Genomic DNA, 16,760 nt, shown 5'->3' on the forward strand with positions numbered 1-16,760 from the left:
CCGATAGTCTCTATTTCTCTTCTATCCTTCCATTTCATCCTATTTATAGGAGTTGAACGTTTATCTTCTTGATATGTTCTTCCACCCATACGTGTGTTTGTTTCAGCTGAACCTCGGCGGCAGCAATCTGAATTTCTACTTGATTCTTCGCCGTGCCACCCAGCACATTGCGTGCATTGACAACGTTCACAGGATTGAGCGCTTCATAAATATCCTCTTCGAATTGTTCAGAGAACTGTCTGAACTCATCCAAGCTCATATCCAGCAAGTACTTCCCCTGCTCAATACAATACAACACGCTTCTTCCTACAACTTCATGAGCCTGACGAAAAGGCATACCTTTTCCAACCAAATAATCCGCCAAATCAGTAGCGTTGGAGAAATCATGCGCCACCGCCTGACGCATGTTTTCTTTCTTGACTTTCATCGTGCGAATCATCGGAGCAAACAATGATAGCGCGCCATGAAGTGTGGCGACTGTGTCAAACATGCCCTCTTTGTCTTCCTGCATGTCTTTATTATACGCAAGCGGCAACCCTTTGAGAACCGTAAGCATACCGATTAGACTGCCGTATACCCGACCCGTTTTGCCGCGGACAAGTTCCGCCACGTCCGGATTTTTCTTCTGGGGCATAATGCTGGAGCCTGTGCAAAACGCGTCGTCCAATTCCACGAAGTTAAACTCGTCGCTCATCCAGAGAATCAGTTCTTCGCACAAACGAGAAAGATGCATCATCAGCAGGGAAGCATTGGCCAAAAATTCAACAATAAAATCGCGATCGCTTACCGCGTCCATACTATTCGTGTAAACGGCGTCAAATTTCAACAATTCAGCCACGTATTCGCGGTCGATCGGGAACGTCGTACCCGCCAGCGCGCCGGCTCCCAGAGGCAAGACGTTAATTCGCTTCCAGCTATCCATCAACCGTTCCGCATCGCGCTGTAACATGGAATAGTACGCCATTAAATGATGCGCGAACAATACCGGTTGTGCCCGCTGCAAATGCGTATAGCCCGGCAGAATGGTGTCGATGTTTGCTTTCGCCTGCTCAAGCAGCGACTCCTGCACCTTCACGATTAAATCAACAATTTCGACGACACGCGCACGCAGGTACAAATGCATATCGGTCGCGACCTGGTCGTTGCGACTGCGCCCGGTATGCAATTTGCCGCCCACCGGTCCAATTTGTTCAATCAGCATTTTTTCCACATTCATATGCACGTCTTCGTTCTCAACCGTAAACTCTGCTTCACCCGCTTCGATCATGGCAGCCACCTTTTTCAAGCCTTCCGCAATCGTGGCCGCCTCATCTTCGCCGATAATGCCGCACTTGCCCAGCATTGCCACGTGCGCGAGGCTTCCGGTGATGTCCTCTTTCCACAATTGCTGGTCGAACCCGATGGATGCCGTATATTCTTCTACAAGTTTATCGGTTGCTTTGGTAAATCGACCGCCCCATAGCTTCATGAATGCAGGCGTTTTCCTTCTCTCCACCTCAAGAAAGAAAACGCCTTTCCCTCCTCTCAAACCTCGATTCTCCTGTCAATCTCAAGCATTTTTATTGCTTGATTGCTTCTTTTTTATCAATAACGACCGCTTTCGGCGCATGGTCCAGTTTGTCTTTATTCGTTTGTACGAACACTTTTGTCGGCAGGCCCCACAGTTTGACAAAGCCGATCGCCGCCTGATGGTCAAACGTATCTTCCGTACCATATGTCGCCAAGTTTTCATCGTACAGAGAGGATGCCGACTTTCTTCCGACTACGATCGCATGACCTTTGAACAGTTTCACACGGATGGTACCTGTCACAAATTTTTGCGTTTCTTCCACGAACGCCTTGAGCGCATCCATAATCGGTGAGAACCACAGGCCTTCATAAATAACCTGGGAGATTTTTTGCTCAATAATCGGCTTAAACTGCGCCACTTCGCGTGGTTGTGTCAAGAACTCCAGTTCGCGATGCGCCAGAATAAGCGTAATTGCTCCTGGGGCTTCATATACTTCGCGGGATTTGATGCCAACGAGACGGTTTTCTACATGGTCAATGCGCCCCACGCCGTGTTTGCCCGCAATTTTGTTCAGTTCGAGAATAAGTTCACTTAGCGGCATCTCTTTGCCGTTTAACGCTACAGGTTTGCCCTGGATGAACTCAATTTCGATTTCCTCTGGAGCGTCCGGCGTATCTTCCAGGTGAGCCGTCAGGTCATATGCACCTTTCGGGGGCTCGTTCCAGGGATTTTCTAGTTCACCGCATTCGCACGCACGGCCCCAAAGATTTTGGTCAATGCTGTATGGGTTGTCAAGGTCAACCGGAATCGGAATGTTATGCTTCATCGCGTACTTGATTTCCTCATCACGGCTCATGCCCCATTCACGTACCGGAGCGACAATTTTCAAGTTCGGATTAAGGGCTGTGATCGAAACGTCGAAACGCACCTGATCGTTCCCTTTGCCTGTGCAGCCGTGGGCCACGGCAACTGCACCCTCTTCTTCCGCAATATCAACGAGCACTTTCGCAATAAGCGGGCGGGACAGGGCGGATACGACCGGATATTTGCCTTCATACATTGCGTTCGCTTTTAGTGCTGGCAAAACAAATTCATTCGCAAACAATTCTTTTGCATCCACAACGTATGATTTAATGGCACCAACCTGCAGCGCTTTGTCGCGTACAAACTCCAAATCCTTGCCTTCGCCGACGTCAAGCGCTACGGCGATAACGTCATAATTGTACGTTTCCTGCAACCATTTAATCGCCACAGATGTATCTAAACCGCCAGAATAAGCCAGAACAACTTTTTCTTTTGCCATTGTTCAAATCCTCCCCTTCTCTACTCGTGCATATTATGTCACGTCTCACACCATGCATTTCCTATGAAATATTATGCAATTTTATTAATAAAAATTCAATAGATTTTTTGCAAAAAAATATTAGGCTTACTGGCTTCCATTATTTTTCCTTTTTTTCTGCTTCAGTATCAACACGCTGTTGCATTGCTTTGGCATCGGCGCCGAGAATCTGGTCAGTATCATCTTTGATGGAAGCAAACATGCGGGTGAGGCGTTTGTTAACTTCACCGAATACAGTGCCTTCTTCATAGTCTCCCTTTTCATCGCAAGTCCCGGCCTCCACGCCCGTAAGAATCTCAATTCCTTCCTCAATGGTACGTACTTGCCAGATATGGAATTGCCCGGACTCTACCGCTTCGATGACTTCGGGTCGAAGCATTAAATTTTTCACATTCTGGTGCGGAATAATAACCCCCTGCTTACCGGTCAAACCAATCGCCTTGCATACCGCAAAGAAGCCTTCGATTTTCTCATTTACACCGCCGATCGGCTGGATTTCGCCCCATTGGTTCACCGATCCTGTCACGGCGATGCCCTGCTTAATTGGAATGCCTGAGAGCGAAGACAGGAGCGCATATAGTTCGGTGCTTGAAGCACTGTCCCCATCAACCATGCTGTATGTCTGTTCGAACGTAATGCTCGCTGACAAGGGAAGCGGCTTATTCTGAGCAAATTTTCCCGCCAGGTATCCGCTCAAAATAAGCAAGCCTTTATGATGTAGCTGACCACTTAGTGAGGTTTCCCGTTCAATATTGATAATACCCTGGCGCCCGATAAACGTACGAGCCGTAATACGGTGCGGCTGGCCAAACGTGTAATCGCCTGTTTGCATTACTGCAAGCCCGTTAATCTGCCCCACTTTCTCACCGTCCACATCGACCATAATCGTGCCCTCTTCAATTAATTCCCGCATTTTCTCATCCAGCCGATTGGCACGGTATTCTTGCTCCGCAAGCGCTTGCCGCACATGACGTGCTTCCACTACCGGGCTGCCTTCTTCTTCTGCCCAGAAGCTCGCCTCCACAAGCAAGCGATTTACATCGTGAAATCTGGCGGTCAATTTGCGCTGATCACCGGCCAGACGCGTACTGTAATCCATTAGCTCCGCCAGAGCGGAACGATGAAACGGCAGCAAGCCTTCTTTCTCGCAATAATTGCGAACAGAAGCCGCAAATTCCCGGTACTTTCGGCCATCTTTTTTCATATCCGTGTCAAACTCGACCTTGACTTTAAAAAGTTTATGGAAGTCCTCGTCCAGTTCAGATAACAAGTAGTATACATACGGGCTGCCAATTAAAATAACTTTTACATCCAGCGGAATTGCCTCCGGTTTCAGGCCGCTTGTAGCGATAAGCCCATATTCTTCCGCAGGGGTCTCAATACGGAGCTTTTCCGTTTTCAATACCCGCTTCAAAACATGCCAGGCCAGTGGATTACGCAAAAGCTCTCCCACCTGCACGATCAAATATCCCCCGTTCGCCATATGCAAAGATCCCGGTTTAATCATTGTGAAATCGGTCGTCATCGTGCCGAATGTACTCCGGTATTCGATACGCCCGAACAAATTGTAATGGGTCGGGTTGCTTTCAAAAATAACCGGAGCGCCGGATGTTCCGCTGTTATCGACCAATACATTTACCTTGTAGCGCAGCAAGTTCGCTTCTTCGTTCCGTTGCAATAACCGTGCCATCGCTCCCATTTCGGAAGGTTCGTCTTTAAAAAAGTGGTGATTATCAATGACGTCTTCTTGATACGCGCGCAAATATTCGCGCACTTTTTCATCTTCATACTGCGCAAACAGCGGCTGAAACAGATGCTGTACGGCCTGGCGGACGGAATCTTTGTTTAACTGGGCAATTTGCCGTTCGACCTCTTTTTCGATTAGCTGAATTTGTCGTACCGACTCGGCGACTTCCTGTTCTAGCTTTTTGCTTTTCTCTTTAATCTCCTGGCGCGTAACCTCAGACAGGCGATTAAATTCCTCATTGCTGAGCGGTTTTCCGAACATAAGCGGAACCGTGATAATTCCGCCTTCGGACGTACGTTCCAGCGAGAAATTGAACTCACGCGCGAGTTCATCAAGCTTTTTCCATTGTTCCTGCGCCCTTTTCTCGAAATTTTGCAAAACTTGACGGCGTTGCTTTTCGTATTCGTCCCCGGCAAACGTTTTCCGTACCTCCCGCTCAATATCCTGAATCAACTCTTCCATTCTTGCCTTGAATTTCATGCCCTCTCCAGCCGGAAATGATAGTGCTAGCGGATGGTCAGGGCGGGTGAAGTTATATACGTAACACCAATCGTCAGGCACGGGCTTTCCTTCCGCAGCTTGGCACGCTTTCACCTTGGCGTATGTGGTTTTGCCGGTGCCCGGGGAACCTGCAACAAACAAATTATATCCATGCTTTCTGACTTTCAGTCCGAAGTCCATTGCGCGCACGGCCCGATCCTGACCGATGATTCCTTCCTTAAGCGGTTCGATTTCCGCCGTCGTCTCACATGGAAATACTTCCGGTGGTGTCATGACACGTAATTTAGATACTGGAACTTTTCTTTGTTCTAAAGTTTCTTGGGCAACACGCTTCCACATCGTTGCTCATCCCTTTCTTCAGCTATCTACTCTATACATTAATGAACCTCCCCCACTTACCATAGGTTGAAGTGGGGGTTTCTGAACTATCCATCTCGGCAGAACAGGCGATCAGCGGGTTGTCGCTGATCTCACAGACACATGCCGTCTGCGAGGGGAATCATTCAGCAACACACCCTTACGGGCGTGGGTCGGAACAAACCATCTACTACTTCTCGCTTAGGCGATCCGTAGATACGTGGGTTTCTGAATTTCAAACCGCAAGGACTGAATCCGGTTTTCATACAACACTTTGGACAGTAGATTCGCCGCACCGTGAATGTCCCGATGTTGGGTATAGCCGCACGAACAGCGATACATACGCCCACGCACGTTCTTTTTCGCCCCGCAAACCGGACAGGTTTGCGATGTATAGCGTTCCTCGCGCTTGTGGAGCATGATGCCTTTCGCCTTCAGTTTGTACGTTAGGTACTTCTTTACTTTACCAAACTGCCACTGGCTCATTCGCTGATTGTGGCAGCGAGAACGTTTCTTTTTGCGTTTACTTTTAGAAAGAAGATATTGTTTGGCTCGATTGTACCGCTTCCACTGAAGGCTGTATTTCTGGCACTTGCTCATTTTTCGCTGAAGCTCTGCAAGCTTCTTGTTACGCAGGCGGTGAATGCTTCGGATTTTTCGTCCGGTCACAATGAGACTGTCTCCAGTTGTTGCGACGGCCGCAAGCGTATGAATTTCACCCGGGTCAATGGCGCATGTATGCGAACCCGGCGGGTTCGGTGCTTGACGCTTGCCTTCCCAGATGCCGCGACGCAACGAAATGCGTCCGTTGGGATGAATGGTAAAACCGTCCGCCGCCCACTTTGTGTTGAAATACTTATTTTGCTTATATGGATAGCGGACGTTCGTGTGCCCTTCCTTTCGGGCCTGATGTGCGCTATCTCGCGCCCAAAGATATTTGTGGCACACAGCTTGTATGCTCTGGCTGTGCATTGGGAAACGACGCTTCAAGCGTTTTTGTAGTTCGGTTTTACCGATCCACTGCCCGGTTTGCTGGTGGTAGACTTTCGCTTCAGCCAAGCACGTATTCCACACTTCTGCCGAGAAGCGATTTAAGGCAAACAGGGCATCTATGGTAGAGCGGGATGCGGTAAAAGCGACTTTTGCAGTTCGAATCATTCGAATCCCCTTCTTTCTCACTACGAACGTACATTCCTAGTATACAACGAATAGAAGGGAAAAAGAAGCACGATTCATCTTCCACCTACGCCGGAGGCGTGGAGGAAGGGGACTTCTCGCGTGTTATGTTAAAATAATCCCCAAAGCTCTCCTTCTTTTCGTAAGTCCAGCCACCATTTTGGCAAAGGAAACAAGAAAGAGAAGTTTATGTAATTATTTATTCGAGGATTGTTCATTTTTTAAAACTATCCACATATATAAGTATATAATTATATACATTCCAATTGACAGTTTAACAGCCAATACGACCAATACGACGTAGTACTCGTTCTGGACAAGATTGTGTAAAGTCTAAAAATCGCTGAACCGCCTGTTCAATCTCCGATTGATTTTTGTGAAACACGTTTGAAATGACACTATCTTTAAGCCAGCGCCAAAGCTTTTCAATTGGATTTAGATTGGGTGAATACGGCGGCAAAAACAATAAGTAGAGTCTCTGATGATGCTCTTTTAGAAAAGGACGAAGGAGTTTGGCATGATGAATACGGGCATTATCGATGATCATAATGACCTTCTTGTTGGCATAGCGCTTCATCACTTTCTTCAAGAATTCCAGAAAAGAAGCGGCATTACAGGAATCTGCCGTTGTACAGAATATGTCGCCGGTTTGCGTATCTACGGTTCCGAATAAAGTCACCTGAGCGTGATGACCGTATGTTGGAATCTGCTTCTGTTCTCCTTTCGGAGGCCATGTAGCCCGAAGGGTTTGACATGGGTCTCGTCTTGTGCAATTCGATCCATTTTTGAAGCAGGCGGGTATCCCACAATTGAGACGGTTCAATCCCTTCCTGTTCCGGTGTGCTTTCCAATATCACTTTTTTCACCTCCATTTGTTCTTCTGGTGAGAGATACGGTTGTTTTCCCGGAGGGAAATTACGCTGAAGAAGTTCAGCTATCCCACCTCGATTAAACATCTTGACATACGTAGAGACAGACTGGCGACAAATGCCCAGTACTTCTGCATCTTACCGTAGAAAAACCTTCAAGAATCAGCCGAACAACCGTCACACGCTGCCGAAAAAAAGCATCAGAAATCGCACGCTCTTCCTTTCGTAACGTTTCACTCGTAAATCCGTGAGTGTTTGTAATCAGTGATTTTTTCATAACGTAATCCGCTCCTTATCATTGTGATGATAGGAGCCAGTATTGCCAAATAACCGTTTGTTAAACTCTTAATCGGTAGCTATATACAAGCTTTTTTTGTCGAATAAAAGAAGAAAAAAAAGAGAGTAAAGTAAGTACGCCGGAGCCTGAAAACGGCTATTATGTGAAAGATGAACGAGAAAAGCGGTTTGCCTAAAACCAAAAAGGGATTTTTCGCAGGCATGAATATGTGTATGATGAGTATTACGACTGTTACATCAAAAAGGAATTAAAAAAATGATGATGCAGGCGATGCTTGTTTTTGCATGCATGAACTTGAAAGAGTTAGCCACCTGGCTCTGGAAGCCGGGTGGAACGAAGCGTAAGCTTCCTGTTTTTTCTTGATTTTCCCATTAAAAAGCATACAAACTCCCTTGGCAGTGTTATCTGTAAGGGAGTTTGTCTTCAGTCTGAGGTTGCTTTATTACTATAAAGCAACATATGCTTTTTTGTTATTTTCCTATTTCATTAGTGCTACCAAAATCGCTTTCTGAGCGTGCAGACGATTCTCGGATTGATCAAATACGACCGATTGCGGCCCGTCAATAACTTCCGCTGCCACTTCCTCGCCGCGATGCGCCGGCAGACAATGCATAAAGATCGCGTCCGATTTCGCCTTTTTCATCAGTGTTTCGTTTACTTCGAACCCTTTAAACTTCATGAGGCGTTCCTGCTGTTCAGCCTCCTGTCCCATGCTCGCCCATACATCTGTGTATACGATATCAGCGTCTGCCACCGCTTCCTCCGGGTCATTCGTAATAAGCACTTGCGCGCCGCTTTCTTCAGCAAACGTATACGTCATTTCTGTTACGCCCGCATCTGGCATGTAACCTTCCGGCGAAGCGACAGCTACGTTCATACCCACTTTGGCCGCGCCGATCATCAGTGAATGTACCATGTTGTTTCCATCACCCACATACGCCAGCTTCAGTCCTTCCAGTCCACCTTTGTGTTCGATAATCGTCTGAAAGTCAGCCATGACCTGACACGGATGCTGCATATCTGTCAGGCCATTGATGATCGGAATCGAGGCGTAATCAGCCAGCTCCTTGACCATCGCGTCCGAATACGTACGAATCATAATGCCATCCAGATAACGAGAAAGCACTCTTGCTGTATCCGGGATCGGCTCACCACGGCCAATTTGCAGATCGCGTCCGCTCATAAACATCGCCATACCGCCTAACTGGTACATGCCAACTTCAAATGATACACGCGTGCGTGTGGACGCTTTATCGAAAATCATGCCGAGCGTTTTGCCAGCCAAGTGCGGATGGGGAATCCCCTGCTTCTGTTCGGATTTTAGCTTAGCTGCCAAATCCAGCAGATACATAATTTCGTCTTTTGTATAATCGGAAAGACAAAGAAAGTCTTTTCCTTTTAATTGTTCCGTTACTACCATTTATCTCATAAGCTCCTTTCTTTTTATTTCTCGCAAGTACTCTCCCAAATCGTTCACATCACCCGCTTCAAAACCGTGGACTTTAAGATAAGAAGCAAACGTATCCAGGAAAGTAAAACATGGAATGTTAAGGGCAAGTGCCAATTGACGCAGTTCAAATCCGAGGCGTCCCCGCTTATTGCCAAGCGTCGGCGTGTTTACAAACGCTTTAACCGGGCGCTCCGCGCAAATCGCCTTCACACGCTCCTGCGTCTCGACAACCTCTGCAACCTCTGCGCCATGCTCTTTTACTAAAGCGGCTGTTCCCGGCGTCGCGATAATGTTCACGTTCAGCTCTTTGAGCATTTGAATGTACGGAATGAAATCTTTCTTATCCTGATCGGACAGCGACAGAAGAATCGTATCGCCTTTCGCAAGCCAATCGCAGGCTCCCGTTTTCCATGCCATCGCCTTAGCGATCGCTTCTTCTATTGAAAAGCTAAGGCCAATTACTTCGCCCGTCGATTTCATTTCCGGCCCCAGCGCCGGGTCTACACCATTCAATTTAATCGTGGAGAATACAGGAGCTTTGATCGCGTAGAACGGAATGCACGGCAGAATGCCTGTGCCGTACCCCATATCTTTCAGCTTCTCGCCCATTTGTGCCCGCGTGGCCAGCGCCACCATTGGTACTCCAGTCACTTTGCTGACAATCGGCACCGTGCGGGAAGCTCTTGGATTGACCTCCAGCACGTAAATCTTGCCTTTTGTATCAATAACGAGCTGAATGTTAATCAATCCGCACGCTTTCATTTCTTTCACGATCAACGCGACATGGCGACCAATCTCTTTCTGCTGCGCGTCGGTTAACTGCGGTGACGGGAAAATCGCCATACTGTCACCAGAGTGAACCCCGGCGCGCTCAATATGCTGGAAAATGCCTGGAATCAAAATATCTTCACCGTCGCAGACCACGTCAACTTCCACTTCCATGCCTGATACATATTTGTCAATCAAAAGTGGGAACAGCGCGCCTGAAGACGTGTACCGGTTCCAGTCTGCAAAATATTGATCCAGTTCTTCCGCGCTGTGAACAACGACCATGCCGCGGCCGCCAATCACGTAGGATGGACGGACGAGCACCGGATACCCAAGTTCTTCTGCAACAAGGTGCGCGCCTTGCTGGCTATTGACACCCCGACCTGGAATGTGCGGGATGTTCAGCTTGCGCAGCATTTGATAAAACAATTCACGATCTTCGACCATATCGATCGCCTCTACTGATGTACCGTACACATGCACGCCGGCTTTATGCAGTTTATCGGCCAAATTGATCGCCGTCTGGCCGCCGAACTGCACCATAACACCGTCTACCTGCTCTTTTTCGATGACGTTCAATACATCTTCTAATGCCAGTGGTTCAAAATACAATTGATCAGCCGTATTGTAATCGGTCGATACCGTTTCTGGATTGTTATTGATGACAACCGCGGAAATTCCCTGCTTGCGTAAAGCTTTTGACGCATGAACAGAACAGTAATCAAATTCAATCCCCTGGCCAATTCGGATCGGGCCGGAGCCGAGCACCAGCACTTTTTTCCCGTCCTTTTTCACCGATACTTCGTCACGTCCCTGCCAGGTAGAATAATAATAAGGTGTAGCGGCAACAAATTCAGCCGCGCACGTATCTACCAGTTTGTAAGCAGGCGCAAGATTCCATTCTTTCAATCTTGTGCGTACTTCTTCAAAACTTACGCCGCACAGGCTGGCGATCGTACTATCCGCAAAACCGCGCAGCTTCGCCTCTTTCAGCAATTCCGGCGTCAACTTGCGCCAGCGTGCTTCTTTCAGTTCTTCTTCCAGACGAATAATACGGGCCAAAGCGTTGAGAAAGAAACGGTCGATCGATGTTTTATCATGCAGTTCATCCACGCTCATGCCGCGTCGAAGCGCTTCAGCGATGTAAAAAATGCGCTGGTCGGTCGCATTGACCAATTGGTTTTCGATTTCTTCATCGCTCGCATCCTTCACATAAGGCAACTCTATGTGCTGCACGCCGTTCTCCAGCGAACGGATGCCTTTGAGCAGCGCGCCTTCCAGCGTCCGGTCAATCGACATCACTTCACCGGTTGCCTTCATCTGCGTACCCAGCGTACGATCCGCATGTGGGAACTTATCAAACGGCCAGCGTGGCACTTTGGCTACGACATAGTCGATCGCCGGCTCAAAGCTAGCATATGTGTATCCAGTAATCGGATTCACGACTTCATCCAAATGGTAACCGAGCGCCAGTTTCGCCGCGATGCGAGCAATGGGATAACCTGTCGCTTTCGATGCCAGAGCTGAGGAACGGCTCACGCGCGGGTTGACTTCAATCAAATAATACTTATCGCTATGCGGATCAAGCGCGTATTGAATATTGCAGCCGCCAACCACCCCAAGCGCACGAATTACCTTACAGGCAACAGAACGCAGCATCTGGTACTGGCGATCCGTTAATGTCTGCGATGGCGCAAATACAATAGAATCACCCGTATGTACGCCGACCGGGTCAAGATTTTCCATGTTACAAACGATAATGCACGTATCGTTGGCGTCACGCATCACCTCATATTCGATCTCTTTCCAGCCTTTGATGCTGCGCTCGATCAACACCTGCCCGATCGGGCTGGCGTTTAAGCCGCGTTTAGCGACAATCCGCAATTCCTCCTCATTACTCGCGAAGCCGCCGCCCGCACCGCCAAGCGTATAGGCCGGACGCACAATAACCGGATAGCCGATCACTTCTGCGAACGCCACCGCGGCTTCCACAGTTGTAACCGTTTCGCTTTCCGGAATGGGCTCACCGATCTCCTGCATCATGCGTTTAAATTCTTCACGGTCTTCACCACGTATAATCGTTTCAAGCGGCGTACCAAGCAGCTTGACATTGTATGTTTCAAGTACGCCCGCTTTGGACAATTCTACCGCCAGATTGAGTCCCGTCTGGCCGCCAAGCGTTGGCAGGATTCCGTCCGGACGCTCTTTGGCAATAATTTTTTCTACTGCTTCTACCGTGAGCGGCTCCATGTATATGCGATCAGCCACCTCATCGTCGGTCATGATGGTTGCCGGGTTATTGTTTACAAGTACAACTTCCACGCCTTCCTCGCGCAATGCCAGGCAGGCCTGCGCGCCGGCATAATCGAATTCGGCCGCCTGCCCGATAACGATCGGGCCGGAGCCAAGCACAAGTACTTTGTTAATGTCGGGTAGTTTAGGCATAGCTTTTCTCTCCTGTTACCTGGCATTGTTGGATGAACTCGTTAAACAGGTAGCCCGTATCATGGGGGCCGGCGTGCGCTTCCGGATGAAATTGTACGGAGAAAACCGGAAGCTCTTTGTGGCGCACACCTTCCACCGATTTATCGTTCACATTGATAAACGTCAATTCAAGGGATGTGTTCGCAAGCGAATCTTTTTTCACCACATAACCGTGGTTCTGTGACGTTACATATACTTTGCCGGTGCGCAAATCTTTCACCGGGTGGTTGCTTCCACGGTGCCCGTAAGGCAGGCGTTCCGTATCGCAGCCGAACATGAGCGAAATCAATTGATGGCCCATGCAAATTCCCATCGTCGGGTAGCTTTCGACGATTCGTTTTAATTCACTCAGTTGCGGCATCAAGTCTTTCGGGTCCCCTGGCCCGTTTGAAAGAAACACGCCATCCGGGTCGATGCTGACCACCTGGTGATACGTCACATTATACGGAACGACGGTAACGCGGCAGCCGCCATCAAGCAAGTGGTGTAAAATCGACTTTTTGTAGCCGAAGTCAATCAGCACGATATGCGGACCATCCGCTTCCTCTCCATACTCCTGCATCTGGCGGACGGAGACACCCGGAACCACGTCCTTGATCGGCTGCGGCGTGAAGAAAGCAAGCTTTTCTTTATCCGTCGTCAGCAGACCGTACACTTCACCGTGCGTGCGAACAATATGAGTAATGGCGCGCGTATCGATACCGGACAGGACGCTGATACCATACTGTTCAGCAATCTCGGCGAGCGTGTACCCCGCTTCGTAATGGCTCGGCTGATGGCACAAATCGCCGACCAAAAGCGCCTTGCAGGCCGGTTTGATACTTTCGAAGTCGCGTTCGTTAATGCCGTAATTTCCAATAAGAGGATACGTAAATGTAATCATCTGGCCGGCGTAGGAAGGGTCGGACAGAACCTCCTGGTATCCTGTCATTCCTGTATTAAATACGACTTCTCCCGTGCAATCTTCCGCGCTGCCGAACCATTCGCCTTCAAATATGTCACCCGTACTTAACACAAGATATCCTTTCATTTTTTCCACTCCTTTTCATCCCGTTGCCGCCAGCTTATACCGTATGCGTCACTGTATTCAGCACATCATCCAGCGCCGCGATGGCCCGGTCAATTTCTTCCGTTTCAACCGTAAACGGCGGAAGCAGTCTGAGAACGTTCGGCCCCGCCTGTAGAAGCAGAATACCGCGTTCCCGCATTTTGGCGATTACATCCGCCACTTCAAACGCAAGTTCCACCCCGAGCATCAATCCTTTGCCGCGCACGCCGACTATCTCCGGGCGAACGGCGGATAATTGTTCCAGCTTCGCCATAAAATAAGCACCCATCTCTGCCACGCGGGCGAGATAGCCTTCTTCCTCCATCGTTTCTAATGTAGCCAGGCCGGACGAACAAGCGAGCGGATTGCCGCCGAACGTCGTACCGTGCGTCCCCGGCCCGAACGCTTCCGCAAGCTTCTCTTTGCCGACGATGGCACCGATTGGAAAGCCGCTGCCCAGTCCTTTGGCCATCGTAATGATATCCGGCTCAATATTGTAATGCTGGTACGCGAACCACTTACCGGTACGCCCAATTCCCGTTTGGACCTCATCCACAATCAGCAGCAGGTCGTGTTCCGCGCACAGCGCCTGAACTTGTTCAACGAACGCCGGGGAAGCCGGATTTACGCCGCCTTCGCCCTGCACCAGCTCCAGCATTACTGCACATGTTTTATCCGTAATGGCTGCCCTCAGCGCTGCTGCGTCATTGTATGGTACCGTCATAAACCCGTCCGGCAGCGGAGCAAAACCATCTTTGACTTTCGCCTGGCCGGTTGCGGTTAGCGTCGCCAGGGTGCGACCATGAAAGGATTGTTCAAACGTAATCACCTCGTAGCGGTCTTGCTTCTTGATCTTTTGCGCGTAGCGGCGGGCCAGCTTAATAGCTGCTTCATTCGCCTCCGCGCCGCTGTTGCAGAAAAACGCCCGGTCACCGCAAGTAAGGGATACGAGCTTTTCCGCCAGCTTCTCCTGGATCGGAATTTCAAATAAATTGGAACAATGCCATAGCGTATTAAGCTGCTCCTGTACTTTCACTTTTACCCGGTGCGGCACATTGCCGAGAGATGTAACCGCAATGCCGGATACCAGGTCAAGGTAGCGGTTTCCCGCTTCATCCCATAAATAATTGCCTTCTCCCTTGGTAATGCGAATCGGCCAACGCCCGTAATTCGGGAACAAATAACTCATTGTGCGCTCACCTTGCCCTTTTTCACGATTTTGGTTCCGACCGCATCTCCAGCCGCCACCTTATGCAAAATCCCCGGCTCATAGCCGTTAATGATCAGCACTTCCTCTACCTGCTGCTCCAGCGCGTCAAGCGCCGCCCGTACTTTCGGGATCATGCCGCCGTAAATCACGCCCGCGGCAATCAATTCATCAATTTGTTTCCGGTCAAGTTCCGGAAGCACCTGCTTAGCACCCTCCACTTCCTGCATAACACCTGGCACGTCAGTAACCATGATCAACTGCTTCGCGCCGATAGCTCCGGCCACTGCGCCCGCCACCGTATCGGCGTTAACGTTATAAATCTGTCCACTTTGATCAATGCCAAGCGGTGCGATTACAGGAATCAATTCGGAATGAGCCAGCGCCGCAATTAACATCGTGTCCACTCGCTGAATCTCCCCAACAAATCCAAGGTGTCTAGGTCCCTGCACAACCTGCAACGTGGCGCCATCAATGCCGCTAATACCAGCCGCGCGCCCGCCGGCCATCTGAATATTACTTACAATCTGCTTATTCGTCTGCCCGATCAGCACCATCTGCGCCACTTGCAGCGTCGCCTCATCTGTCACACGCAACCCGTCGACAAACTTCGGCGCAATCCCCATCTGCTTAAGCATAGCCGAAATCGCCGGGCCACCTCCGTGCACAATCGTTACGAGAACGCCTTGTCGCTGCAACATGGCAATATCTTTATAAAAAGAGGCGGGCAACTGTTCCAATGTGCTACCGCCGCATTTAATGACAAGCTGGTTTACCATCTGTCTCCCCTCTTTATCTTTTTCTTTACGCACTTCGTTGGTGGAAAAAGGACGAGTGATAACGCCCACGAGTTTTGCTTATGGATAAACCGGCGTAAACTCAAGTCCTGTTGTTTCCGGAAGTCCGAACATCAGATTCATGTTTTGTACCGCTTGACCAGCCGCGCCTTTCACAACGTTATCGATCACCGCGAGCACAATCACCCGTCCGGTACGGTCATCGACATGCCAGGCAATATCGCAATAATTGGAACCGTATACTTCTTTTGTTTTCGGATACGCACCCGGCCGCAGGCGCACAAACGGCTTACCTTCGTACGCTTCGGAAAACGCGGCCGCTACCTGTTCATTTGTCACGCCCTCTTTCAGCGTCGCGTACGATGTGGTTAAGATACCGCGGTTCATCGGCACAAGGTGCGGTGTAAAGGAGACGAGTACTTCCTTGCCTGTCAGGTGGTTCAGCGTCTGCTCAATCTCCGGCGTATGCTGGTGTTTCGCTACTTTGTACGCGGAGATGCTTTCGTTTACTTCGCAGAAATGAGTGCCAAGCGAAGCGGAACGTCCCGCTCCGGTGACTCCGGATTTGGCATCCACAATAATAGATGTACCATCGATCAGATCTTCTTTTAAAAGCGGCAACAGGCTAAGCAGTGTCGCCGTCGGATAACAACCCGGATTGGCGAGCAGCTTCGTGCCGCGGATAGCGTCCGCATTCCACTCGGAAAGACCGTATACTGCCTGATCCAAATATTCCTGGGCCGCTGTTTGCTTGCCGTACCATTTGTTATATAGCTCCGGCGTAGCAAGACGAAAGTCGCCGGACACGTCAATCACTTTCAATTTGCCATCCAAAAGCTGAGGCACTAGCTGTCCGCTAATGCCAGACGGTGTCGCGATGAACACAGCATCCGCTTCCTTCCGGATTCGTCCACAGTCGATTTTAGTCAGGCTATCTGTAAAAATATGCGTTAAATGCGGATATACTTCCTGCATTGTTTTTCCGGCTTGCGAGTTAGAGTATACAGCCACAATGTTTGCTTCGGGATGTTTTACTAACAGGCGAATCAATTCGACTCCGCTGTACCCGGTCGCTCCGATAATCGAAATGTTCACTTACGTTTCCCCCATTTTTCCTGTCTCGATAAGTTATGAATTATTATACGTAAATAAGAATAATAATTCAATAGGTTATTATGAATTAATATGCAAATAAAGTTATGCATA

General features: G+C 49.2%; 12 protein-coding genes. All 12 read right to left on the reverse strand.

The window, feature by feature from the left end; all coding sequences use genetic code 11:
- Window positions 1–43: 43 nt before the first annotated feature.
- The 12 genes from argH to argC all read right to left on the reverse strand — a co-directional run bounded on the left by argH (window position 44) and on the right by argC (window position 16,649).
- Window positions 44–1,468: an argininosuccinate lyase gene (argH, locus tag K3F53_RS16785; RefSeq protein ID WP_057900211.1), complete on the reverse strand. Its 1,425-nt coding sequence runs from the start codon at window positions 1,466–1,468 to the stop codon at window positions 44–46.
- Window positions 1,469–1,559: 91 nt separating this feature from the next.
- On the reverse strand, window positions 1,560–2,813 hold the full coding sequence (locus K3F53_RS16790; protein WP_057897531.1) for an argininosuccinate synthase: 1,254 nt from the start codon (window positions 2,811–2,813) through the stop codon (window positions 1,560–1,562).
- 139 nt (window positions 2,814–2,952) lie between these two features.
- The gene (locus tag K3F53_RS16795; protein ID WP_220559136.1) at window positions 2,953–5,439 is read right to left on the reverse strand and encodes a Lon protease family protein; all 2,487 of its coding nucleotides are present in this window, start codon (window positions 5,437–5,439) and stop codon (window positions 2,953–2,955) included.
- Between the two features lie 219 nt (window positions 5,440–5,658).
- A complete protein-coding gene (locus K3F53_RS16800) occupies window positions 5,659–6,615 on the reverse strand; it encodes an RNA-guided endonuclease InsQ/TnpB family protein (protein ID WP_220559137.1) in 957 nt (318 codons plus the stop codon).
- A 292-nt stretch (window positions 6,616–6,907) separates the two neighbouring features.
- Window positions 6,908–7,456 carry an IS630 family transposase gene (locus K3F53_RS19505; protein ID WP_246615653.1) on the reverse strand — a complete coding sequence of 183 codons (549 nt, stop codon included), beginning with the start codon at window positions 7,454–7,456 and terminating at the stop codon, window positions 6,908–6,910.
- A gap of 125 nt (window positions 7,457–7,581) precedes the next feature.
- Window positions 7,582–7,779 carry a hypothetical protein gene (locus K3F53_RS19510; RefSeq protein WP_057897529.1) on the reverse strand — a complete coding sequence of 66 codons (198 nt, stop codon included), beginning with the start codon at window positions 7,777–7,779 and terminating at the stop codon, window positions 7,582–7,584.
- Between the two features lie 499 nt (window positions 7,780–8,278).
- On the reverse strand, window positions 8,279–9,220 hold the full coding sequence (argF, locus tag K3F53_RS16810; protein WP_057897528.1) for an ornithine carbamoyltransferase: 942 nt from the start codon (window positions 9,218–9,220) through the stop codon (window positions 8,279–8,281).
- Window positions 9,221–12,463, reverse strand: a complete 3,243-nt coding sequence (gene carB, locus K3F53_RS16815) for a carbamoyl-phosphate synthase (glutamine-hydrolyzing) large subunit (RefSeq protein ID WP_220559138.1) — start codon at window positions 12,461–12,463, stop codon at window positions 9,221–9,223. It abuts the gene before it with no gap.
- Window positions 12,456–13,532 carry a carbamoyl phosphate synthase small subunit gene (locus tag K3F53_RS16820; RefSeq protein WP_156423986.1) on the reverse strand — a complete coding sequence of 359 codons (1,077 nt, stop codon included), beginning with the start codon at window positions 13,530–13,532 and terminating at the stop codon, window positions 12,456–12,458. The genes carB and K3F53_RS16820 overlap by 8 nt, the downstream gene beginning before the upstream one ends.
- A gap of 34 nt (window positions 13,533–13,566) precedes the next feature.
- Entirely contained in the window at window positions 13,567–14,739 is a 1,173-nt protein-coding gene (locus K3F53_RS16825) for an acetylornithine transaminase (protein ID WP_091261205.1), read from the reverse strand.
- On the reverse strand, window positions 14,736–15,536 hold the full coding sequence (gene argB / locus K3F53_RS16830; protein ID WP_091261203.1) for an acetylglutamate kinase: 801 nt from the start codon (window positions 15,534–15,536) through the stop codon (window positions 14,736–14,738). The genes K3F53_RS16825 and argB overlap by 4 nt, the downstream gene beginning before the upstream one ends.
- 78 nt (window positions 15,537–15,614) lie before the next feature.
- Entirely contained in the window at window positions 15,615–16,649 is a 1,035-nt protein-coding gene (argC, locus tag K3F53_RS16835) for an N-acetyl-gamma-glutamyl-phosphate reductase (protein ID WP_220559142.1), read from the reverse strand.
- Window positions 16,650–16,760: the final 111 nt, after the last annotated feature.

This window comes from Aneurinibacillus thermoaerophilus, assembly GCF_019603355.1.
GTDB classification, from domain to species: domain Bacteria; phylum Bacillota; class Bacilli; order Aneurinibacillales; family Aneurinibacillaceae; genus Aneurinibacillus; species Aneurinibacillus thermoaerophilus.